Origin of the sequence: Desulforhopalus singaporensis, from assembly GCF_900104445.1 — a bacterium.
Classification (GTDB): domain Bacteria; phylum Desulfobacterota; class Desulfobulbia; order Desulfobulbales; family Desulfocapsaceae; genus Desulforhopalus_A; species Desulforhopalus_A singaporensis.
This window is the reverse complement of sequence record NZ_FNJI01000005.1, coordinates 143,353-165,490: the sequence shown is the minus strand read 5'-3', so window position 1 is coordinate 165,490 and position 22,138 is coordinate 143,353. Positions and strand designations below refer to the sequence as shown.

Genomic DNA, 22,138 nt, shown 5'->3' with positions numbered 1-22,138 from the left:
TTCCGGCCAAAGGTCATACCGACCTTGCCCGAAACATCCAAGCGGCAAGTGTCAGGGTCAGCGAGGCGATAATCATTAGCGGCCAGATATGGGGCCATACCGCCGCCAGATCGGCACCCTCAAGAAAAATTGAGCGAAGCGCTATAATTATATAGCGGACAGGGTTGATCATATCCGCCTGCTGAAGCCATGGCGGCATATTCTCGACAGGGGTTGCCAGACCGGAAAGAGTTACCGCCGGCATGATAAAGACAAAGGAGCCGAGCAGACCCTGTTGCATGGTCATGGACAGCGAAGAGACCAGCAGGCCGACCCCGACCATGGTCACGATAAAACAGAGCAGCGCCACCGCCAGTGCCGCTATGGTCCCGCGAAACGGTACGCCAAACCAGTACACTGCTCCTGCTGCGAAAATCATGGCGTCGCCGAACCCGAAAATAATCCCGGGAAGTGATTTACCCACGAGAATCTCCGCCGGGGTAAAAGGGGCGACCAGCAGCTGGTCGAAGGTGCCGAATTCCCGCTCCCTGGCAACGGAAAGGCTGGTCAGGATCATGACCACGACCATGCTGATCAACCCTCCCAGCGCGGACACAATGAACCAGCGGCTGCGGAGGTTGCCGTTGAACCAGGCCCTCTCCTCCAGCAGCAGCCCGGAGGAGCCTGGTTGCACCACCCCCTGGTGCACCAACTCCTCGTTGAACTGGTGTACGATGGTACCGAGGTATCCGAGGGCGATCAGCGCCACGTTGGGGTTTCTCCCGTCGGCGATAACCTGGATTTTCACCGGTACCGACCGACGCACTTTTTCTGCAAAGGTGTCGTCAATATGGATGACGAGCCTGCTCTTTTCTCCGTCTATATATTCGGCTATCTGTTGCTGGTCGTGCAGCATGCCGGTCAGGCGGAACACCCCCGATCCTTCCACTTTGGCGAGGAACTGCCGGGACAGCGCCGAGCCGGATTGGTCAAGGACCGCATACCGGACGTTTTTCAGATCGTAGGTAGCGGCGTAGCCGAAAACAAAAAATTGTATCAGGGGCGGCCCAATAATGACAAAACGGCTCTTTGGATCCTTCATGATAAGGGTAAATTCTTTAACCACCAGTGCCAGTATCCGTCGCAGAACAATCATTATCCCTCCAGCCGTTTAGTTATTTTTCGATAGGCCAGGGTTATGAAGAAGATTGCCATAAAACCGAGCATCAGCCCGTCAGGCAGCAGCACCTCCCACACGTCACCGGCCATGAACAGGGTATGGCTTATGGAGACAAAATAACGTGCCGGAACTATATGGCTGACAATCCGGATTACAGCAGGAGTTGACTCAAGGTCGAAAATCAACCCGGAGAGAAAAAATGCCGGCAGGAACCCGGCCACAATGGAGATCTGGGCCGCGACAAACTGGATCCTGATGGCCGCGGAGAGCAGCAGCCCGAACCCGAGCGAGGCCAACATGAAAAGGGAGCTGAGGACGAACAGGGCGCCGAATGAACCGCGGAACGGAACGCCGAAGATGAGTACCGCAACCGCAACCGACAGACCCATGCCGACCATCCCAAGCAGATAGTAAGGGATAATCTTCCCCAGCAGGATGTCAATCCGACGAAGGGGGGTAACAAGCATTGCCTCCATGGTCCCCCGTTCCCATTCCCGCGCCACCACCAGGGCGGTGAGCAGGATGCCGATGAGGGTCATGATCAGGGTGATCAACCCCGGCACCATGAAATTCCTGCTTTCCACTTCCTCATTAAACCAGACCCGCTGGGCAATCGACACCGGCACCCCCACCATGGCAAGCCCCTCACCTGTACGTACGTCGAACCATTTACCGGCAACCGTGCGAACGTAACCCTGAATCAACCTGGCGCGGTTTGCATCTACACCGTTAACAATTACCTGCACCTGGCCACCAGCCCCTCCGGCCACCTTCGCCGAAAAATTCTCCCGCAGATGTATGATCCCGTCTACCCTGCGCACATTGAGCAGCTGTTCCGCCTCCGCCATCGTTGCCACCCGGGTCACAACAAAATTTTGCGACAGCTCAAAGCGCTGCAGCAGCTGGGAAGAGCCGTTTCCGTTGTCTTCTGCGACGACCGCCACCGGTATGTACTCGGCGTCAAGCGTCACGCCGTATCCGAAAATAAACAACAGCACCATGGGCATGACCAGTGCAAGGGCAATGGAGCTCGGGTCACGAAGGATCTGGAGAAATTCCTTGCGCAGGATACCGCGAAGACGCATGAAAAACAGTGCGGTGCTCATGATCTTTGTTCCTCTGGCGACGCTTTTTTTCCGGTTCCGCCATCCATGTTCACCGCTCCATCGGCCAGAGCGATAAAGGCGTCGTCCATGGTGGGCTCGGGATTATCGGGACTACAGGCGAGCTCCCTGATTTTTGCCGGAGATCCCATGGCAAGAGTCTCGCCCTGGCTCATAATCAGCATACGATCGCAATACTCTGCCTCCTCCATAAAATGAGTGGTGACCACCACCGTTACACCCTGTTGGGCAAACCCGTTGATCCGCAGCCAGAATTCACGGCGGGCAAACGGATCCACCCCCGAGGTGGGCTCATCGAGAAAAAGGATATCAGGTTCATGCAGCAGAGCCGCGGCCATCGCCAGCCGTTGCTTGTAACCGCCGGGAAGTGAAGCCGCCATCTTGTCCTGCCACTGTTTCAGGCCGAACTCATCATACGCCCACCGGATGCGGTGCTCCAGCCTGCTGTTGTTCAGGCCGTAGGCCTTGCCGAAAAAGCGCAGATTCTCTTTTACACTGAGCTGCCCATACAGGGAAAACTGCTGAGCCATATAGCCGAGCCTTGCCCTGGCACGGGCCCGGGAGCGGTGCAGATCATAACCGGCCACGCTGATCTTCCCTCCGCTTGCCGGCAGAAGACCGCACAGCATACGAAACGTGGTACTCTTGCCGGCGCCGTTTGGCCCCAGCAGTCCGAAGATCTCCCCGCGGTTCACCGTAAAACTGAGGTCCTTCACCGCGGTGAACCCGCCGAAAACCTTCTGCAAATTTTGCGTCGTCACGACCGCATCGTCTTGCCCATCTGGAACATCCGCCAAATTCCGGCCGCCCAGCTCCTGGCGGAAATGATGCCCGCTACCGGGAATCATCGCCATGAAGGCGTCCTCGAAACTCGGTTCAACCGGCTTGATCGCTCTTTTTTCCGGTACCAAAAACCCGATTCCCGGCTGCTTTTCCTTCTCGGTTACCACGCGGACCTTGCCCGAGCGGATGGTTACATCGACAACGCCGGACTCCGCTGCAAGCTCCGCATAGAGACGCCGTACCGACTTTGCGCTGACGGCAGCCACCTCGAACACTCGGCCCCGCATCTTTGTCATGAACTCACGGGGCGCACCTTCAAGTAATACCTGTCCCTGGTGCAGCACCACCACATGATCGCACCGCGCCGCCTCGTCCAGGTAGGAGGTGGAGACAAAGACCCCGATATTGTCCTTTTCCACAAGCTCATATACGATTTTCCACAGTTCCCTGCGGGACACCGGGTCAACCCCCACCGTCGGTTCGTCAAGCAGCAGGATACCGGGGGACTTTATCAGGGCGCAGGCCAGTCCAAGTTTCTGCTTCATGCCCCCGGAAAGCGCGCCGGCCTTTCTCCTGGTGTACGCGGCCAGGCTGGTCATCTGCAGCAGGCGGTCGTACCGCTTAGGCCTTTCAGCCCTGGGCACCCCCTGAAGATCCGCGTAGAGGTCCATGTTTTCAGATACGCTAAGATCCTGATAGAGCCCGAATTTCTGGGGCATATAGCCGACCGCCGACTGGACTTTCAGCGTCTGGGTTACAGAATCGAGGCCGAGCACGGTAACCGAACCGGAGGTGGGTACCAGCAGGCCGGCCGCAATGCGAATCATGGTGGTCTTTCCCGCACCGTCTGCCCCGACAAGTCCGGTAACCCGCCCCCGCATCGCTTTGACCCGGACATCCTGCAGGGCATGGACGATCTTTTTATTTTTTGCCACAAACTCTTTATGCAGACCGCAGATCTCAAGAACCGGATCGCATTGCACCTTTTCTGATGCAGCCAGCAAGTCGCCGTCCATCATTTTTCCCGCAGCACTTCCCTGCCGGCGGTTGAATCCTGCCGGAGAGGTGAACTCGCTCCCTTTTGCGGACGCGGTTCTTCGTCGACGACCACAGTTACCGGCATGCCCAGTCGCAGACGGTTATCGGGATCGGCCACCACGACCCTCGTCTCGTAGACCAACTTGGTCCTTAATTCCTCCGTCTGCACCGTCCTCGGGGTAAATTCCGCCACCGGGGAGATAAACCCCACCACTGCCTGTACCGGCTGTTCAGGAAATGAATCGCTGATCACCCTCGCTGTCATTCCGGTTCTTATCCGTCCAAGATCGGGTTCTGACACATAGGCCCGAACCCATTTCGGATCGGTGAGCGCGAGGATGAGAACAGGCTGGCCGGGCCCCGCCATCTCTCCGGGTTCCAGGATTCTGCTCTCTATCGTTCCTGACGCAGGAGCGGTAAGGGTCATGTCAGCCAGGCGTACCTGCAGCTGAGCAAGGCCTGCCCTGGCAGCCGCAAGCCGGTAGTCAGCGGCTGCTCGATCTTCCGCTCTTGGACCCTCGATCACCAGATCGAGCGCTTTTTGTTTCACCTTAAGCAGCGCCCTTTCGACCTCAAACCTTGACCGGGCCTCGTCGAGATCCAGTTTCGAGCTGGCTCCGCTGCCCGACGTCTTCTCAAGCCTGCGTAACACTTTCAGGTTATTGGCAACCTGCACCCTGGCAGCCTCCACCTCCGCCCGGGCCTGGGCGATTTCCTGCGGACGGCTTCCAGCCGCAAGCCGCTTCACCACTTGCTCCTGCTCGCCTATCCGTCCCTGCGCCTCCCGGATCGCCGCCATGACCAGGTCGCTCTTGAGGCGGGCAAGGACCTGCCCCGACTCTACCCTGTCACCTTCTTCAACCAGCACCTCGGTTATACGCTCCTGCTCCTTGAAAGCAAGACTTGCGTCCCGGATGTCGACGGTGCCGTAAATTTTCAACATATGGCCGGGTTGACCCTCACTGTCCCTGCGGTACCATTTCCTGCCGAAAATGACCGCAGCGGCCACGACCAGGATCACCACCACGACTACCATTGGCTTTTTCATGTCTCATCCATCCCCGATTTATCTTACTATTGTACAAAAACCACCACAACTGCGGACAGTTACCACCTGCATACCACGCCCCCTGGTGTTATCCGCCGGTACCGGTCGTCATCTTCCACCCGACAAGATCATGATCCGTGGCCCAGGCCATAACAACGCGGCGGCACCAATCCGCCGAAACAAGAACAACCTCTTTGGGAGGTATCAGCCCCCCACACATACACAATCGATCTCACCCCAGGGCGTTAACCACCGACCTGGTATGTTCGAGTATTATTTTCCTGATCTCCGCAATCTCGCCGGGATCGTAACCATCAAACTCGAGCGCCCGGACGACGGTTTCCCGAGCCACGCGAAAGATGATCACCTGTCCCATCAGGGCCACACCTCTCAGTTTTGCCGTTTTCCGGTCCTGCCGAGGATCGAGAACCACCAGCAGATCGGCCAGGGAGTCGAGCATCAATTCCATAAAACCTTTAAAAATAAGGTCATATGCAGCCGACGGACAGAGCTGCTCGCGCAGGATTATCCGCGAAACCCTGACAGCTTCGGGAGACCCTACCATGAACATGACCACATTTTCCAGCAGTCGCTCAAGCAGCAGCCGTGCCTTGCCTACACCGGAGTCGCAACTGAAATCGGTGGTGGCGATCTCCTGCTGCACCTGCACGATCTGCGACCGGACAATCGTCACCACCTCACTGACGGCAGCCCTGTACAGCCCTTCCTTGCCCTTGTAATAGTACGGTATTGACGCAATGTTGACGTTGGCCCCGGTAGCGATCATCCGGGTTGTGGCCCCTTCATACCCGTATCTGCCAAACACGTCGATGGCGGCACGGAGCAACCTCTGCTTTGTTGATTTCGTCTGCTGCCTGCTTTTTTCTGTCATTTTTGTTCCCGTTAAACGAAGTGCATCATACATCGACAGTATAAAATCAATCAAATGATTAAGTCAATCGATTGATTTTATACTGGAGCAGGATATGGGGCCTTTTTGTCACCCCCCCTTGCGAGATGATGTGGCAATCTTGACCGTTTTACCCTACAATACCTCTATATGACATTTACTCTTTTGATTTCTTTTACTTATACCGATGCCTTATGCAGTTGATCACCACCCATGTAAACGCCGACTTTGACGGCCTTGCCTCAATGATCGCGGTACAAAAGCTCTATCCCGGAGCGACCATGGCTTTCTCCGGCTCCCAGGAACGCAACGTACGAGCGTTCATTGCCCAGAGCCTCGGCTACAACTACACCTTCGCCAAGGTCAAAGACATCGAACTGGACAAGGTATCAAAACTCATCCTGGTGGACACCCGCACCTCGGGCCGGATCGGCCCGTTCAAGCAGTGCCTCACCAACCCCGGCATTGAGATACATCTTTACGACCACCACCTGGAAAATGGCGCGGACATAAAGGGCCACCTGGAAGTGATTGAAAACTGCGGCTCCACCACTACCCTGCTGGTAAACATCCTCAAAAAAAAGAAGACTCTCATCTCAAGCCAGGAGGCAACCATATTCGCCCTCGGCATTTATGAAGACACCGGATCCTTCACCCACCTCACCACAACCCCCAAGGATCTGCTGGCTGCTTCCTGGCTGGTCAAACAGGGTGCGGAGCTCGACCAGATCTCTCAATTTCTCACCCACGAGCTGACCTCCCACCAGATATCCATCCTTCATGAGCTGATGAAAAGCGCCAAGCAGTACACTATTCAGGACATCCCCATAGTGGTGGTGACTTACAGCCTCGACGAATACATGGATGAATTCTCCCTTATCGTCAAACGATTCATGGCCATGGAAAACCTCAACGTCCTGTTCGCCCTTATCTCCATGGGGGGCAGGATCTATTTCATCGCCAGAAGCAGGATCGCCGACGTCAACGTGGGAACCATCGCCCGGGACCTCGGCGGCGGCGGCCATGCCACGGCGGCTTCCGCCACCATCAAGGAGATGACCCTGATCCAGGCCCAGGAAAAACTTATCCACACCCTCCACCGCCATATCCACCCCCAGCCTATCGCCAGCGAGATGATGTCGACCCCGGCCATCACGGTAAATCCCGAACTCACCATAGACGCGGTCAAGGACGTCCTCACCCGATACAACATCACCGCAGCGCCGGTCTGTGCCGACAGTGACCAAAAAACCCAGAAAAGCACGGCAATACAAGGCATTATCACCAGACAGATTGTCGAGAAAGCAATGCACCACAACCTGGGCAGAAGGCCGGTAAGCGACTACATGACCAGCGAGGTGGAGACCCTTCCCCTTGGGGCGACCCTTGGTGATATCCAGAGGCTTATTATCGAAAACCGGCAGCGGATCATCCCTATCCTCGCCGACGACAACATAGTCGGCATCATTACCCGCACAGACCTGCTCAACCGGCTGGTCAACGACCCCGCCCACCTGCCCAAAGACCTGCTCAGCGAAGCAGATCATCCATCCCTTGAGAGGACGAGAAACCTGACCACAGTAATTGTCGAGTGCCTCCATAAAAAAATGACGACCCTCTTGAGGACCATCGGCGAGGTGGCGCAAAAAAGAGACTATAACGCCTACGCCGTGGGTGGATTCGTTCGGGATTTACTGCTGAAAAAACCCAACTTCGATCTCGACATCGTCATTGAGGGGGACGGCATCCTCTTTGCCAAAGCGCTGGCCGCCCACCTGGGGGGACGTTACCGCAAACATGAACGGTTCAAGACCGCAGTGGTGCTCATGAAAAACGGCTTCAAGATAGACATCGCCACCGCCCGTCTGGAATATTACGAATACCCGGCAGCCATGCCGACAGTCGAGCTCTCTTCCATCAAGCTTGACCTCAGTCGCCGCGATTTTACTATCAACGCCATGGCCATCCAGCTCAACCCCGCCCGTTTCGGTACCCTGATAGATTTTTTCAACTGCCAGAGCGATCTCAAGAAGAAGGTGATCAAGGTTCTTCACAATCTCAGTTTCGTGGAAGATCCCAGCAGAATATTCAGAGCGATACGGTTTGAAAAGCGGATGGGATTCCAGATTTCTCCCCACACCAGGAGATTGATCAACAACGCGGTCACCATGAAGCTGTTCGGCAAAGCTGCCGACATGAGGTTTTTATCGGAACTTAAAATCATCCTCAGCGAGGAGAACCCTCTCCCGGCTCTGCAGCGTCTGTCGGAATTTAATCTTTTTCAATTCCTCTGGCCCGACCTTCGCCCCCACTACAAGGTTGACCGAAGGTATGGCCATATTCTGATCCAGGCCCAGATGGCCATTTCCTGGCACCGGCTGCTTTACCTGGACGAGCCGTGCCAGAACTGGATGGTCTACCTGCTCACAATCATGTCGCGCTCGCCGGTGGATATTCTGCTGCGCTTCTGTAAACGGTTTGAGGAAACCCAGAAAAACACCAACTATCTACGGGATCAGAAAATTCTCTGCGACAGGGCAATACACACTCTCAGAAGAGACCGCCGGATGAAAAACAGTGAGATCGTGGCGTGCCTGGAATCCATACAGATAGAAGGGTTGCTCTATATGATGGCCATCGCCAGAAAAAACCATGTCAAAAAAGCAATCTCTTCATATGTAACCACCCTCAGGGAGCTCAAACCGGCCGTTACCGGAAAAGACCTTATCGCTCTCGGCTACACCCCCGGCCCCAGATTCAAGAAGATTCTCGATTATCTAAAAAATTGCCGGCTGGACGGGCTTGCGGCATCCAGCGAACAGGAAATCCTGCTGGTCACCAAAAAATTTCCCCGCTAACCCGGACTACTGATCACCAGAGTTTTTCACAGCTGACAGCGGCCGGCCTGCACACCCCGAAAGGCGCCCGGTTTTCAGGAACTATCCATCGCAGCGCAGGGCCGACCTCCGGTTTTGAGACGGGAACCACCGAGAAATTTCATCAATATCCGTTTTCATTGCAAAACCATGCTGTTGACTGTAATGTCAGGAAATCCGTGAGAATTGCGGCAAAGAGGTTGCCCTCCCGTTCCAAATGGTTACTGTTGAATCACACGATAACAGGACGTTTTGTTAACTATTAAGAAACTACATTCAGTACAATGAACAATTTTATAAGCGAACTGACCATCCTCGCCCCGCCGCTGCTTCTGGCGCTTACACTCCACGAATTCGCCCATGGCTACATTGCCTATCGACTCGGTGATCCCACCGCCAAGAGCCTGGGAAGGCTGACCCTCAACCCGCTCAAGCACCTGGATCCGCTTGGCACCATCGCGTTCTTCTTTATCAAGTTCGGCTGGGCGAAACCGGTGCCGGTCAATCCCGGTTATTTCAGAAATCCCAAACGGGATATGCTGTGGGTTGCGCTGGCGGGACCAGCGACAAATCTGGGGTTAGCCGTCATCAGTGCATTGCTGGCAAAAGGACTGTGGCTGCTGGCGTCGACAATTCCCTACTCCAGCCTGGCGGAAGCGATCCTGGTGCCGGTCAACGGCATGCTTATTGCCAGCGTATGGATCAATCTGGTTCTCTGCATCTTCAATTTCCTGCCGATCCCCCCGCTTGACGGCAGCAGGATCCTGGCCGGACTACTGCCCAACAGGCTGGCAGCTTCCTACATCCGCTACGAACGGTACGGATTCATCCTCATCCTCATACTCGCTTTCAGCGGCATGCTGTCCAAGGTTATTCTGCCACTGATCAGCTTTGCCAACCATCTGCTGCTGTCCTGATCGGAAAATGATCGCCGCCGGGCAGGTAGCTACTGTTTCCGGCACGGCACCAGGGTAACAAGCGATTCGTGAAAAGTCGCACCGCCTCCCATATCAGTCAGCTTCTGGGAGGTGAGGTCGTTGATTCCTTTATCTTGCCCCCCGGCCGGTGCGGGCTCTGCCGGCCAGTAAAGTCCCGGCGCGGCAACCACTTGCGGCCCCACATCGGTGGTCACTCTGGCCACTCTTGTAACCGATCCCCGATGGTTGACAATCTGCACCCGCTGCTTGTCTACAATCCCCAAGAGCTCTGCGTCGGCGGGGTTGACCAGCACGGTTCCAACCGTACCGGGATAACGCTCGCCGAAGGTGCTGTTCAACAGATCGGCAACAGGCGGCGTCACCAGCTGCAGCGAAAACCTCGACTGCAGGTCGGGGTCGTCTGCTTCTTCCTGGCACGTAAGGCTAATCGATCTTGGAGCGAGAGATTCGCTGTCGAGGACGAAGCTGAACTTGCGCCCGCCCGTTCTGAACTCCTCCCCGTACCCCTCAGCTTTTGGTGACACCACATATCTGCCGTCCATCATCTGCTCAGCTGACAGCCCGGAATCCGCCGAATCAATAGTGGCGAGGTATTGTAACAGCCGGTCGCGACAGCTTTCCTGAAACGGTTGTTCATCAAATCCCATCTCCTTTGCCATGAGTCTGAACAGGTCGAAATTACTTTTTGCCTCCCCGACCGGTTCAATCACCGGTTCAGCGACTCCAAGGTAGAAATGACCGTATCCGGTGTAAAGATCGAGGTTTTCCAGAAACGTGGTCGCCGGGAGCAGCAGGTCGGCATATCTGGCGGTTGGCGTCATGACCTGCTCATGGACAACGGTAAAGAGGTCCTCCCGTGCAAGCCCCTGACGGACCATGGAGCCGTCGGGGCAGACACTGAGCGGGTTGGAATTATAGACCACAAGCGCTTTGACCGGCGGTGTCCGGGCAACCAGCGCCCTGCCCAGCTGCACCATGTTTATCCGTTCGGTCTCTTTAGCCAGAAGCTTTTTGTGCACCAGAACTTCCCTGTCGCCACCGAACGCCCGGCTACTAAGCAGTACCCCCCGGCCACTCCCGCCACCAAACAATCCCAGCACGGCGCCAAGGGCGGTCACCGCCCGCACCGCCATTCCCGCCCTGCTGTTTCGGGTCATGCCGACGCCGATCCGCATAAATGTTCTGCGGTTTTCCGAGACCAGAGCAGCCAGCTGCTCCATCTGCTCTACTGCCACCCCACTTGCTGCAACAAATTCACCAATCTTCCGGGTTCGGAGATAGCTTTCAAACTCGGCAAACCCTTCGGTCGACTGCTCGATAAACGCTCCGTCGGTCTTCCTCCACCCCAGAAGAATCTTACAGCAGCCAAGGGCCAGGGCGCCATCGCCGCCGGGACGAACCTGGATATAGTAATCGGCAGATTTTGCCGTTTCGTTTCTGCAGGGGTCTATAACCACCAGTTTCGCCCCTTTTTTTCTTGCCTTGACCACATATTGCCAGAAATGAACGTTGGTGACCTTGATATCGATTCCCCAGGCGACTATCACTGAACTGTCCGCCGCCTGCTCAGGGGGACACCCAGCCAAACCACCGCAATGGGCGTCCCAGCCGGCCCCTGCCGCCGCCGAACAGATAGTCTGATCGAGCTGCAGGGTTCCCAGCCGGTGAAAAAAAGGAAATCCGGCGAACCTGTTGATCATTCCCATATTGCCGGCATAGCAGTAGGGCAGAATAGTTTCAGGGCCGAATTTGTCGCGAACCTGCGACAGTTTTTCACCACAGAGCCGTATCGCCTCCTGCCAGCTGATACGCCTGAATTTTCCGGCTCCTTTGTCGCCGATACGCAGCTGCGGATAAAGAATGCGGTCGCTCCCGTACAACCGCTCGGGATAACGGTGCATCTTCCTGCAGATAAAGCCGTTGGTATAGGGATGATCTGGGTCGCCGCCCAGCGCCGTCACCCGCCCGCCGGTAACATGAACGATCAGGCCGCAGCTGTCCGGGCAGTCCAGGGGACAGATACTTTTTTTCAGCTGTTTTACACCATCACCAGACAACATGGCCTCCTCTTTTTCAATTGTTCAGACTTATCCCTTATACCGGCAGGAAAGAGCTGGAAAACCTGTTGCCGGCAGACAACCTTATCCCAGGATGCCGTGACCGCTGTAGAGATATCGTTTGATCTTGTGGGTCGCGGTCTTGATAAAGGGTTCACGACGTTCGAAGACCTTTGCGATCCGGGACGATTTCGACACCTTTTCGTTGAGTTCAAAACGCATCTCATCAAGAAGTCTTTCTATGAATTCACGGCGTTCAGAACGTGACTTTCCCGCGGTCTCCTCATCGATAAACTCATAGTCGGGATAGACCCACGCCTCCAGCTGATCGTTGGCCTCGATTATCAGACTTTCCACCACCCAGTGATAGCTGTTGATCTTGTGCTCAATGGCCTCCGGGTAGACATTTTCCCCGTTGGTCAACACGATGACATTTTTAGACCTGCCGGTAACATGAAGGTTTCCCCGTCGGTCGACAAATCCCAGATCACCGGTGGACAGCCACCCGTCGTCGCTGAGCACTTCGTCGGTCGCTTCCTTGTCACCGTAATATCCGCACATCACGTTCGGCCCTGACACGGTGATCTCTCCTATGCCATGCTCCGGATCGGGACGGACGATTTTCACCTCCACCCCCGGAATAGGTTTTCCGGCCGATCCCACCGAGATGGTAGGATCTCCCAAGGGGCCCCCGGAAATAAGCGGGGCCGATTCGGTCATGCCGTAGCCTATCAGGTAGGGAAATCCGGCCTCATTGAAAAATCTTTCCACCTCAGGATTCAGTGCCGCCCCCCCGATGCCCATGAGTTCGAGGTTGCCCCCGAAAAAGGCCGTTAATTTTTTACCGATTTTCTTATAGATCAACTTTCTGCCGACCTCCAACCTGCACAGCAGCTTCAGGGCGACGGATTTTTCGATCTGCGGCAGGATCCGCTTCTTGTAAATTTTCTCAAGTACCAGAGGGACGGCAAAAATGGCAAAGGGTTTTTCATGGTTGCACAATTTCTGCAAAATAGCTGGAGTGGGAGTTTTCCCCGCATAGGCGATCCGCCCGCCGCAGAGCAGCGGAAGAATAAACCCGCAGGTAAACTCATAGGTGTGGGACATGGGCAGAATAGAGAGCCATACCGAGCCAGGCTCCACCTTGGCAAGCGTTGCCGCGGCATAGGCGTTGGCGGCAAGATTCCTGTGGCTCAGCATGACCGCCTTGGAATACCCGGAAGTCCCTGAAGTGTACAGGATGGAGGCCAGGTCGTTTTCCGCCACCGGGCTGAATACCGGATCGTTTTTTTCGTCGGCAAAAGCTGCCAGCGCCTCATCGAGATAGTCCGTAAAGGTCTGCACCGGGACGATATCGACTGTTGGAACATAGTTATCAAGAGTTATTACCGGACAGCGCAGCACCTCCTGCATCTCATAGATCTTTTCAATCTGTTTCTGGGTGGTAAACAGCACTTTGACCTGCATAACATTGAGAATATGGTGCACATCGGTCTCCGGCAGATCGGGAAGAATGGGGACCGCCACGGCGCCCAGACGCACAACAGCCAGATAGGCTATTCCCCAGTTATGGGAATTTTCACCCAGGATAGCGACACGATCCTCTTTCTGGATTCCCTCCGCCTGCAGCCTGACGGCCAGAGACAAAATTCTCTCGTGCAGTTCACCATAGGTCAGCGGCGCCTCCATGGCCATGCCTATGGCGGGCCTGTCCCTGTATTTTGCACAACTGGAGTCGATGACATAGTTTAGCGTCCTACCGACTTCAACCACTGAATTCATAAAGCACCTCTAACTCTTTCTCTCCGACAAGCCACTCTTCATGCAGGTAGCTGCAATAATACGATATTGGCTGTGATTGTACACAAAACCACAGGTCCGGTCAATTGCCTTACCCTTTAACCAGCCGCTAAAAACAGTAGAGCAAACGGGGGCCACCGGTTGACAGCTGCGATGAGGGTGCGTTTCGGCGGATACGGAAAAGACAGAAGTTAAAGGGGAAAACGGGAGGAGAATTGGTGGGGAATTCGTGTGAGATCGCAGGGGCAGGTGACAGGTGGCGCACTTCGGACTCCTGTCTGAAGTGCGCCACCAGCGCGCGTTACGCGTTTTTGCGGCTGTTCACATATGCCGCCAGGTCTTTTTCAATACCCGGATCGATATCCGGTTTCTCATACTTGGCAAGACGCTGGCTCAGCTTGGAGCCTGCAACCTCGTCGATTTTCAGCCTTCCGGCCTTGGTCCAGGCATCATGATTGGTTCGCACCATCAGATCCGGCATATAGAATTCTGACCGGCACAGCTTAAAGGTCTTGGGATGGGTCAGATACTGTCCGCCGGGGCCAACCTCGGCGATCATATCGATATCTATCGCCTCGTCACTGATGTCAATCGGCTTGATCATCTGCCTGACCATGCCGCAGATCTCTTCGTCCATCAGGAATTTTTCAAAGCTCATGGCGATATAGGAGCCGAGGATACCGCACGAATGGAGGACACAGTTGACACCGCCGCGCAGCGTGTTCAGAAGAGCCAGCGCCGATTCCGCCCCGGCCTGGCCGTCTGGATAAAGAGCGTCGGTAAGACCGCCGCCGGACCTGCTCGGCATGTTATAGAACCGAGCCATCTGGGCGGTGTAGTTAATATTTTTAGACAGCTCCGGAGCACCGATGGAGAGCCCGCCGGTTTTCATATCCATGGCTGACGAGGTGGAACCGTAGACCACCGGTGCACCTTCGCGGACCAGCTGGGCCAGGGTTATCCCGGTGAGGATTTCCGCATTCTGCAGCGCCATTACTCCGGCGAGGGTCACCGGGCCGGAGGCTCCTGCCATGATCAATGACGCCACGATGCAGGGCTGGCCGTGACGGACAAGCTCGATCAGCGACCCTAACATCTCCTCGGAAAACTGCAGCGGAGAAAGAGAGTTGATAAGCGATATGGAAACCGGCTTGTCCATGATCTTGTCTTTTCCGCCCCAGGCGATACCTGCCATTTCAATGCCGTCAAGAACTCCCTGGCGGGATACCGGGCTGCCCATAAACGGTTTGTCGCACAGCAGGATGGAAGAAAGTGTCATGTCCAGATGGGCGGTCGCCGCCGGAAGATCGCCCGGCTCGACCATCATCCAGCCATTCATGTCTATATGTTTGGAGGTATGGATTAATTTACAGAAGGTATCGTAGTCCTCCATACGCGCTTCCCGCTGGTCGCCGCTGGCATCTATGATATAGGGGGCGCCGTACCCCGGCAGCAGCACGAAATCATCGCCGCCGACAGACACGCTTTTTTCCGGATTGCGGGCTTCAATGGCAAATTTTTCAGGAACCTTGCTCAGTGCGTCCCGTACCTGGGTCTCCGTGGGGAAGACCTTTTTCCCTTCCACCTTGAACCCGTTTTTCTTGAATATTTCCAGAGCTTCCGTGTCGTTTATAACAATTCCCGCCTTACCCAGCAGCTCCATGGATGCGTCATGAACCTTAGTCATCTGGGCCGAACTCAATTCCTGCATTCTATCGTACATAGTATTCTCCTTTGCTTATGTCGTTATTCGCGATTGCTTCGCGCAACGACTTTTTCATTACTGGTGTCTATTTCTGGGCATCACTTTGTCCGTTGAGTCCTTTGAAGATGCCGAAAAGTACCAGCAGCAGCAAAAACATCAGGGGAAAAGCGGTGGCTATCGATGCGGTCTGAATCGCTTTCAAGTTACCGGTTCCGGCAAGCACAGCCGCCACGGCTCCCAGGGCTATGCCCCAGAAAGCGCGCAGATTCCTTCCCGGGGTTTCATGTCCGGAGACGAACATCGCCAGGGAAAGCGCTGCAGAGTTGGCGCTGGTAAGGAAAAACGTGCCGATGAGGAAAACGAGGAATATCGACAAGATACCCGTCATCGGCAGATTCTGGGCGATGGCGAAGATGGCGCTCTCCACCCCGTGCTCCTGCAAAGTGGAGGTGACGTCGAAGCTGATGCCGGCGCCGCCGACCACACCGTACCAGAGAAAATTGCCCAGGGTCGGGAGCAGCAACGTTGCCGCGATGGTTGCGCGGATGGTCCTGCCTTTTGAAATTCTGGCGATAAATACCGCGACAAACGGTGCCCAGCTCATCCACCACGCCCAGTAGAACACAGTCCACCCGCCGATCCAGTTGCCTTCGACGCCGGGAGCGGTATAAAGACTCATGGGCAGAAAATTAAGCAAGTACTGACCAAGGGAGTTGGTGGTAAGATTGATCAGGAAAATAGTCGGTCCAAAAACCAGGATAAAGAACCAGACGGCGACAAAGACCCACATGTTGACATCGCCGACAAGTTTTATTCCCTTTTCCAGCCCGGTGTAGACCGAGAAGGTAAAGATCGCTGTCAACACGGCTATTATGATATACATCCCGCTGTCGCCAAGCTCCATGCCATACTGGTATTTCAACCCGGCGGAAAGCTGCAGGGCGACAAAGCCGGTGGTGGTGGCGAGGCCGCCAAGGGTCGCAAAAACTGCAAAAATATCGAGAATTTTACCCCAGATCCCATTAATTTTATCACCGATAACGTAATAAAAGGCGGTGGAAAATTTCAGCGGCAGCTTCCGGGTGAAGCTAGCGTGGCCGATGGCCACCGTCAAAATGGCATAAATGGCCCAGGCGCTGAGTCCCCAGTGGAAAAAGGAGTAGGTCATGGCGTTGGCCGCTGTCTCAGGAGTCTTCGGTTCACCCCCGAAAAACGGCGGAGCGCTCATGTAATGGTAGGCGGGCTCGGCCGGCCCCCAAAAGACGATTCCAGCAGCAATGGCCGAACCGAAAAGCATCGCAAACCATGAAAAATTACTGAATTCAGGCTTGTCTTCGGCAAGTCCCAGCTTTATGCTGCCATACCGATTGCCCATCAGAGCAAAACAGCCGACCACCAGGAGAAAAGCGGTGAGAAGGTACAGCCACCCCCAATAAGTCGTTGTCCAGGAAAAAACCGCGTTGATGCTGTTTTGCATATTTTCAGGAAAAACAACCGACCAGAGAACAAACAGAACTGTAACTGAAGCAGAAACCCAGAATATAATCGGATCAAATGGTCTCTGTGCCGTAGTTGTAGTCGACATCTCAACTCCTCCCCACAAATTATTGGTTTAATGATTGCGACGGGAAACCGCCATTTCGTTGTGCCTCCTATAGTGCACACGTCATGCCAACAAGGGTCAAAGCTCTGCTTATTTTTTTTACAATGTATTATTGGACAGTTACCTCCATTCGGCGCTATTTTCGCCAGAAGCGGACATGAAAACTTTTTTTCAGTGAAAAAATCCTTGCATGCAAAACAGCGGTATATTGAAAATTTTTTTTCAGTATACCGGTAAAAGACATTTCGGATATGACCATTATGCGGACGGGTCGCCGATTGAAATGCTGATTAAAAAGTACAACAGAACTAGAAGCAGCGGGACCGGTCAGGTTGCGGCGGTATTTTTCCCTTTTATAAAAGTTTCGCGGACCAGCCCGTGCTTTTTCATTTTGTAATGGAGAAGCTGTCTTGAAATCCCGAGTTTTTTCGACGACTGGCTGATATTGCCGTTTGTGGCGGCAAGCACCTCTTTTATTGCCGCGTACTCGAGTGCCCGGTGTTCTTCGGCAAGATTTTTCCGCTGCGCCGTCTCCGTGTCCGTCGCCATGCTTTTGCCTTCCGGCTCCCTATTTTCCCCATTCGCTCCAATAGCGCCAAAAGCAGCGGTCTGGTCGGGGGCGGCGGCTGCGGGGGGCGAACAGGTCTCGGAGATAAACGGGGCGTCCCTCACCGCCTCAACCCCCAGCATCGATTCAAAGGCGGCGGAAAAATGTTTGAGATCTATGGTATCGTTATACCCGACAATATTCATCGCTCCCTCGATCAGGTGTTCGAGCTCTCTTATATTTCCGGGCCAGGCGTAATTTTCAAAAAGATCCATGACCTCATCGGAAACAGCCCGGACACCCGTTCCGAGAGTCCGGTTAAGGCGCTTGATAAAATGATTCACCAGCAGCGGGATGTCGTTTTTCCTCTCCGCCAGGGGCGGTATTTTGATCATCACCACTCCGAGCCTGTAAAACAGGTCCACCCGGAGCTCCCCGTCGTTGATCGCTTCACGGGGCGAACGGTTCACCGAACTGACTATCTTTATATTGAGGTCAATATCTTTGACCGAACCGATCCGGTGCACCTTCTTTTCCTGGAGCACGCGCAACAGCTTGGCCTGCAGGTTGAGCGGCATGGCAAGAAGTTCGTCAAGAAACAGGGTGCTGTTATTGGCGATCTCCAACAGCCCTGCCCGGTCAACCGCTCCGGTGAACGCGCCCTTGGTGGTGCCAAAGAGAATACCTTCCAGAAGGTGATCCGGAATGGCGGCGCAATTTACGGCGACGTAATTATGGTTGCTGCGCAGGCTGTGATTATGAATGGATTGGGCGAAAAGCTCTTTTCCGGTCCCCGTCTGACCGATAATCATAATCGGCGAAACCGAGCTGGCGGCCTCCCGCGCGGTGTGTACCGACCTGACAAGCTCCGCGTTTTGTCCGAGAATATCGCCGAAGGTGTAGCGCGTTCCGTTTTTCTTCTTGGGCTTGAGGTCCGGCACCGACACCACCGGCGTCGTTTTTTTCAATATCTTGTAGTCGCGGACAAAGCAGATGGCGCCGGCGACCCTGTCGCCGCTGTATATGGGGAAAACACCGCAAATGGTATTGGCAACCTTGCCGGCACTGGTTTTGTAGAAAAAAGTCCGGTTGCGCATGGGCTCCCCGCTGCGGATGCAAAGCATGATCAGGCTGGTGTCACGGGACAGCTGATATATGTCGGTCACTTTTCGACCAATGGCGTATTTCGCATCCAGCCCGTCTATCTGCGCCTGGGTCTTGTTGTAATAGACTATATTACCGTCACTGTCGGTAATAATGACACCTTCATCGAAATGATCAAATACCGATGTCACAAAGTCAATATTGTTGACATCAAACTTTGCTATGATTTTTTGCATACCGATGACACCCGCTCCCGTTGTTTTGATTTTCAGTCAAAGCTTACCTTTGCCGGCGCCAAAGTGCAAAAAAAGATATCCCTTTTTACCCGGCCAGGCTGTCTCTTACCAATACCACCCGTCATGACGGTTGCCAAGTCATTTGAATTGCACCACAATCATAGACAAAACCTTGTCATTGTCCCCCCATAAGCGATTTAACCCGGCTTACGGTCAGGGTAAGCGCCCCGAAATCCTCCTCGACCAGACCGGTCACCAGATAGCCCGCCCCGGTCCGCAGAAGATGGGCGTGGGCACGGTAGACTTCCGGAAAAAACGTGGTCTCCACCTGGCCGGTCTCATCCTCAAAAGTCAAAAACTCCATCACTTCCCCGGTGGCGGTGGAGACAAGTTTTCCCGTCAACAGCCACAGCGCAAGCTCCACCCGCTGACCAACACGGCCGCCAAGCTCCACCACCCTTAGCAACCGGTTGGTGCCGCTCTTTTTTACCTGCGGAAGGCGGCACAGCGGCCTTGCGATCTCCAGGGGATGATGGCTGCAGAGAAACCCGAGAACCCGATATTCCCGCCGCAGCCTGGTCGCAAGATCTGGGGGAGGAAGCGACGGGGGATCGGTTTTTTCCGTAAACAGCAACGCAACCCTGCTGCGGTCCCTCTGGAATGCCGCCCACTGCCACAGCAGAACGGTCCGGTTCGGTTGGGGCTGCAGGCCGTCCAGGGCGCCGGCATGGATAAGCGCCCTGGCTTCATTGTCCGCAGGACTGGTCCGGCGGAAAAAATCCTCCACCCCCGCAAACGGTCCCCGCTTTCTCGCCGCCACCAGTCGCACCACAAACGGTCCGGACACCCCGGCGATCGACTGCAGGCCAACCCGGATCCCTTGCCCCTCCCCCTTCCAGCGGATCGCGCTGTCCCGGACATCGGGCGGAAGAATTTTCAACCCGAGCCGCTTGGCCTCTGACACATAGGCAAAAGTCGAGTAGTATCCCCCCTGGTTGGAGATAACCGCCGCCATGAAATGGGCCGGAAAATGGGCCTTGAGGTAGGCTGCCTGAAACGACACCCGGGCATAGGAGGCGGAATGCGGCTTGCAGAACGAATAGCCGTCAAAGCTCATCATCATCGCCCACATCCGCCTGGTTTCATCCGCTTCTATGTTGTTGGCGCTGCAACCGGCAAAGAATTTCTTTTTATAATGCCCGAGCCGGTGCTCCCTGTCTTTTTTAGACATGATCTTGCGCAGCCCGTCCGCCTCTGCGTGGCTGAACCCGGCAAGGGCAACCGCCACCTTCGAGACGTCTTCCTGATACACCATCAGGCCGAAGGTCTCGTCGAGCACATCGCCGATCTCAGGACAGAGCGGCGTCCACCTCCCTCCATGAAGCCGGCGTACATATTCGCGCACGAATTCGTTGGCCGCCGGCCGAATGATGGAAGACTGGATCACGAGCTGGGCAAAGTCACCGGTCCCCGCTTTTTTCTCAAGCAGCCGCATGGCCGGACTCTCTATGTAAAAGCAGCCCATGGTCTCACCGTTGGCCACCGTCAGCCTGGTCCGCTGGTCTTCCTCCGGGCGCCACCCCTCTTCGTTAAAGACCGCCCCCCTGGCGCAGATATCCTCGATACAGTCGCGTACAACACCAAGACTGCGGTTGCCGAGAAGATCAATCTTCACCAGACCCGCCTCTTCTGTAGCATCCTTTTCCCATTGAATGACCGGAATACCCTTGGCGGCCATCTCCACAGGCACATAGCTGTCTATCGGTTCCGGCGTGATCACCACGCCTCCGGGATGGACCGAGATATAGCGAGGCACGCCGACAAGTTTTGCGGCAAGACGAAGGATATCCGACCAGGGATGGTCAAGATCCTGGTCTTTCAGGGCGGGCAGCGACTCCAGCTGGTGCTTGAGATCCTGGTCCTTGACCCGGTGCAGGTGCGAAATTTTCTTGGTCACCCGCGAAATTTCATGCCCCGGCAGGCCAAAAGTTTTGGCGGTTTCCCGTATTGCCATTTTCAGCTGAAAAAAAACGTGGTTGCAGACCATGGCCGCGTGACCGGCAAAATCGTGCAACACCTCGTTTAACACCTCATCTCGCTCATCCCAGGAAAAGTCTATATCGATATCGGGGGGATCACTTCTGCCGGGATTCAAGAAACGTTCGAAATAGAGATTATACTTCAAGGGACAAACATTCGTGATTTCAAGGCAATAGGCAACCAGCGACGCGGCCCCGGAACCGCGGCCGCAGATCCGCCGCTTTTTTCTGCCTCCGTCTCTACCACGGCGATGGACAATATCACGGACCACGAGAAAGTAGGTGGCAAAACCCATTTGGCAGATCACCTTAAGTTCATGTTCCAGACGCTCGATGACATCCTCTCCCAGGTCGTTGCCATACCGGCGCCTGGCGCCCCTGTACGCCTTCTCCCTCAGGCTCGCGGCCGTGCTCTTCCCGGTGTCACCGCGCCAGGGAGGCATCACCACGCCAAACTCGGGACCTGAGAACCCGCAGCGAAGGGCAAGCCCATCGGAGCCGTCGACGGCTTCGGGCCAGACGGCGAACGCCTCTTTGTAGGTGCCGATCGCTTCAAGCGCGGCTGCTGCGCGGGAGGAGCATTCCGACCAACAGGCGCCCTCGCGCACCGCCTGGAGCAGCGCGTAGAGTTCCTGGTCGGCCGCTGTTGCCAGGGAACTGTCCGGGGTGGCGATTGCCGGAAGGTTGTGGCGAAGGGCAAAATCCCGCAGCCTGAGACCGGAAGCCGACGGCCGGGAGCTGAGATCGGCGGCGACGTCCGCCCCCAGGCGGCAGTAGCGCTCCAGCAGGACGATATCGGAACAGAGAAGCAGCAGACCGTCGGCAAAAAGAGGCAGATCCCGGGACAGCTGAAACGACCCCCGCGCGTTGGCCCGCGCCGAAAGAAGGCGGCAGAGATTCCTGTATCCGGCACTGTTTTTAACCAGGCAGGTTACAATGCGTGGGGAACCGGCTTCGGAGACCTCGGCGCCCACAATCGGGCGCAGCCCCTGTTGTCGGCAGCCGCGCAGAAATTCCCAGAGCCCGTAAAGATTGTCGCGATCGGTAAGGGCCATTGCGGTATAACCGAGCCGCTTGGCGCGGTGGCACAACAGCCCGGGGGGAGCGGTCCCGCGCATCAGGGAATAGTAGGATCTCACCCGCAGAGGAATCATGACATGGGGCCAGGCAG

The 22,138-nt window shown here is 55.5% G+C and carries 13 protein-coding genes; 2 read left to right on the top strand and 11 right to left on the bottom strand.

Features of this window, described 5'->3' with window-relative positions:
- Positions 1–13: 13 nt before the first annotated feature.
- From BLQ17_RS04860 to BLQ17_RS04840, 5 genes are all read right to left on the bottom strand, one after another.
- Entirely contained in the window at positions 14–1,135 is a 1,122-nt protein-coding gene (locus BLQ17_RS04860) for an ABC transporter permease (RefSeq protein WP_092220360.1), read from the bottom strand.
- Complete coding sequence (locus BLQ17_RS04855) at positions 1,135–2,265, bottom strand: ABC transporter permease (protein WP_092220358.1); 1,131 nt, start codon at positions 2,263–2,265, stop codon at positions 1,135–1,137. Before BLQ17_RS04855 ends, BLQ17_RS04860 begins: the two co-directional genes overlap by 1 nt.
- Positions 2,262–4,085, bottom strand: coding sequence for an ATP-binding cassette domain-containing protein (locus BLQ17_RS04850; RefSeq protein ID WP_245694995.1), 1,824 nt, complete (start codon positions 4,083–4,085; stop codon positions 2,262–2,264). The genes BLQ17_RS04855 and BLQ17_RS04850 overlap by 4 nt, the downstream gene beginning before the upstream one ends.
- The gene (locus BLQ17_RS04845; RefSeq protein WP_092220356.1) at positions 4,082–5,152 is read right to left on the bottom strand and encodes an HlyD family secretion protein; all 1,071 of its coding nucleotides are present in this window, start codon (positions 5,150–5,152) and stop codon (positions 4,082–4,084) included. The genes BLQ17_RS04850 and BLQ17_RS04845 overlap by 4 nt, the downstream gene beginning before the upstream one ends.
- Before the next feature lie 232 nt (positions 5,153–5,384).
- Positions 5,385–6,044 (bottom strand): CerR family C-terminal domain-containing protein, encoded by a 660-nt coding sequence (locus BLQ17_RS04840; RefSeq protein WP_176761093.1) that lies wholly within the window; start codon positions 6,042–6,044, stop codon positions 5,385–5,387.
- 212 nt (positions 6,045–6,256) lie between these two features.
- Between BLQ17_RS04840 and BLQ17_RS04835 the strand changes: the two genes are divergently transcribed.
- Both BLQ17_RS04835 and BLQ17_RS04830 read left to right on the top strand, forming a co-directional pair.
- Complete coding sequence (locus tag BLQ17_RS04835; protein WP_092220352.1) at positions 6,257–8,920, top strand: CBS domain-containing protein; 2,664 nt, start codon at positions 6,257–6,259, stop codon at positions 8,918–8,920.
- A 302-nt stretch (positions 8,921–9,222) separates the two neighbouring features.
- The gene (locus BLQ17_RS04830) at positions 9,223–9,855 is read left to right on the top strand and encodes a site-2 protease family protein (protein ID WP_092220351.1); all 633 of its coding nucleotides are present in this window, start codon (positions 9,223–9,225) and stop codon (positions 9,853–9,855) included.
- Between the two features lie 29 nt (positions 9,856–9,884).
- Here BLQ17_RS04830 and BLQ17_RS04825 read toward each other — a convergent pair whose 3' ends face one another.
- The 6 genes from BLQ17_RS04825 to BLQ17_RS04800 all read right to left on the bottom strand — a co-directional run bounded on the left by BLQ17_RS04825 (position 9,885) and on the right by BLQ17_RS04800 (position 22,121).
- Positions 9,885–11,936, bottom strand: coding sequence for a molybdopterin-dependent oxidoreductase (locus BLQ17_RS04825; protein ID WP_092220350.1), 2,052 nt, complete (start codon positions 11,934–11,936; stop codon positions 9,885–9,887).
- Positions 11,937–12,017: 81 nt separating this feature from the next.
- A complete protein-coding gene (locus tag BLQ17_RS04820) occupies positions 12,018–13,715 on the bottom strand; it encodes an AMP-binding protein (protein WP_092220345.1) in 1,698 nt (565 codons plus the stop codon).
- A gap of 319 nt (positions 13,716–14,034) precedes the next feature.
- On the bottom strand, positions 14,035–15,456 hold the full coding sequence (locus BLQ17_RS04815) for a trimethylamine methyltransferase family protein (protein ID WP_092220343.1): 1,422 nt from the start codon (positions 15,454–15,456) through the stop codon (positions 14,035–14,037).
- A gap of 67 nt (positions 15,457–15,523) precedes the next feature.
- Positions 15,524–17,023 (bottom strand): BCCT family transporter, encoded by a 1,500-nt coding sequence (locus BLQ17_RS04810; RefSeq protein WP_092220341.1) that lies wholly within the window; start codon positions 17,021–17,023, stop codon positions 15,524–15,526.
- Positions 17,024–17,368: 345 nt separating this feature from the next.
- Positions 17,369–18,928 (bottom strand): sigma-54 interaction domain-containing protein, encoded by a 1,560-nt coding sequence (locus BLQ17_RS04805; protein ID WP_092220339.1) that lies wholly within the window; start codon positions 18,926–18,928, stop codon positions 17,369–17,371.
- A 175-nt stretch (positions 18,929–19,103) separates the two neighbouring features.
- Entirely contained in the window at positions 19,104–22,121 is a 3,018-nt protein-coding gene (locus tag BLQ17_RS04800) for a DNA polymerase III subunit alpha (RefSeq protein WP_092220337.1), read from the bottom strand.
- Positions 22,122–22,138: the final 17 nt, after the last annotated feature.

Excerpts from the sequence above, each read along its gene's own strand:
- BLQ17_RS04800 (WP_092220337.1), bottom strand. The coding sequence starts at position 22,121 with ATGATTCCTCTGCGGGTGAGATCCTACTATTCCCTGATGCGCGGGACC.
- BLQ17_RS04850 (WP_245694995.1), bottom strand. The coding sequence starts at position 4,085 with ATGATGGACGGCGACTTGCTGGCTGCATCAGAAAAGGTGCAATGCGAT.
- BLQ17_RS04810 (WP_092220341.1), bottom strand. The coding sequence starts at position 17,023 with ATGTCGACTACAACTACGGCACAGAGACCATTTGATCCGATTATATTC.
- BLQ17_RS04860 (WP_092220360.1), bottom strand. The coding sequence starts at position 1,135 with ATGATTGTTCTGCGACGGATACTGGCACTGGTGGTTAAAGAATTTACC.
- BLQ17_RS04830 (WP_092220351.1), top strand. The coding sequence starts at position 9,223 with ATGAACAATTTTATAAGCGAACTGACCATCCTCGCCCCGCCGCTGCTT.
- BLQ17_RS04840 (WP_176761093.1), bottom strand. The coding sequence starts at position 6,044 with ATGACAGAAAAAAGCAGGCAGCAGACGAAATCAACAAAGCAGAGGTTG.
- BLQ17_RS04815 (WP_092220343.1), bottom strand. The coding sequence starts at position 15,456 with ATGTACGATAGAATGCAGGAATTGAGTTCGGCCCAGATGACTAAGGTT.
- BLQ17_RS04825 (WP_092220350.1), bottom strand. The coding sequence starts at position 11,936 with ATGTTGTCTGGTGATGGTGTAAAACAGCTGAAAAAAAGTATCTGTCCC.
- BLQ17_RS04805 (WP_092220339.1), bottom strand. The coding sequence starts at position 18,928 with ATGCAAAAAATCATAGCAAAGTTTGATGTCAACAATATTGACTTTGTG.
- BLQ17_RS04820 (WP_092220345.1), bottom strand. The coding sequence starts at position 13,715 with ATGAATTCAGTGGTTGAAGTCGGTAGGACGCTAAACTATGTCATCGAC.
- BLQ17_RS04835 (WP_092220352.1), top strand. The coding sequence starts at position 6,257 with ATGCAGTTGATCACCACCCATGTAAACGCCGACTTTGACGGCCTTGCC.
- BLQ17_RS04845 (WP_092220356.1), bottom strand. The coding sequence starts at position 5,152 with ATGAAAAAGCCAATGGTAGTCGTGGTGGTGATCCTGGTCGTGGCCGCT.
- BLQ17_RS04855 (WP_092220358.1), bottom strand. The coding sequence starts at position 2,265 with ATGAGCACCGCACTGTTTTTCATGCGTCTTCGCGGTATCCTGCGCAAG.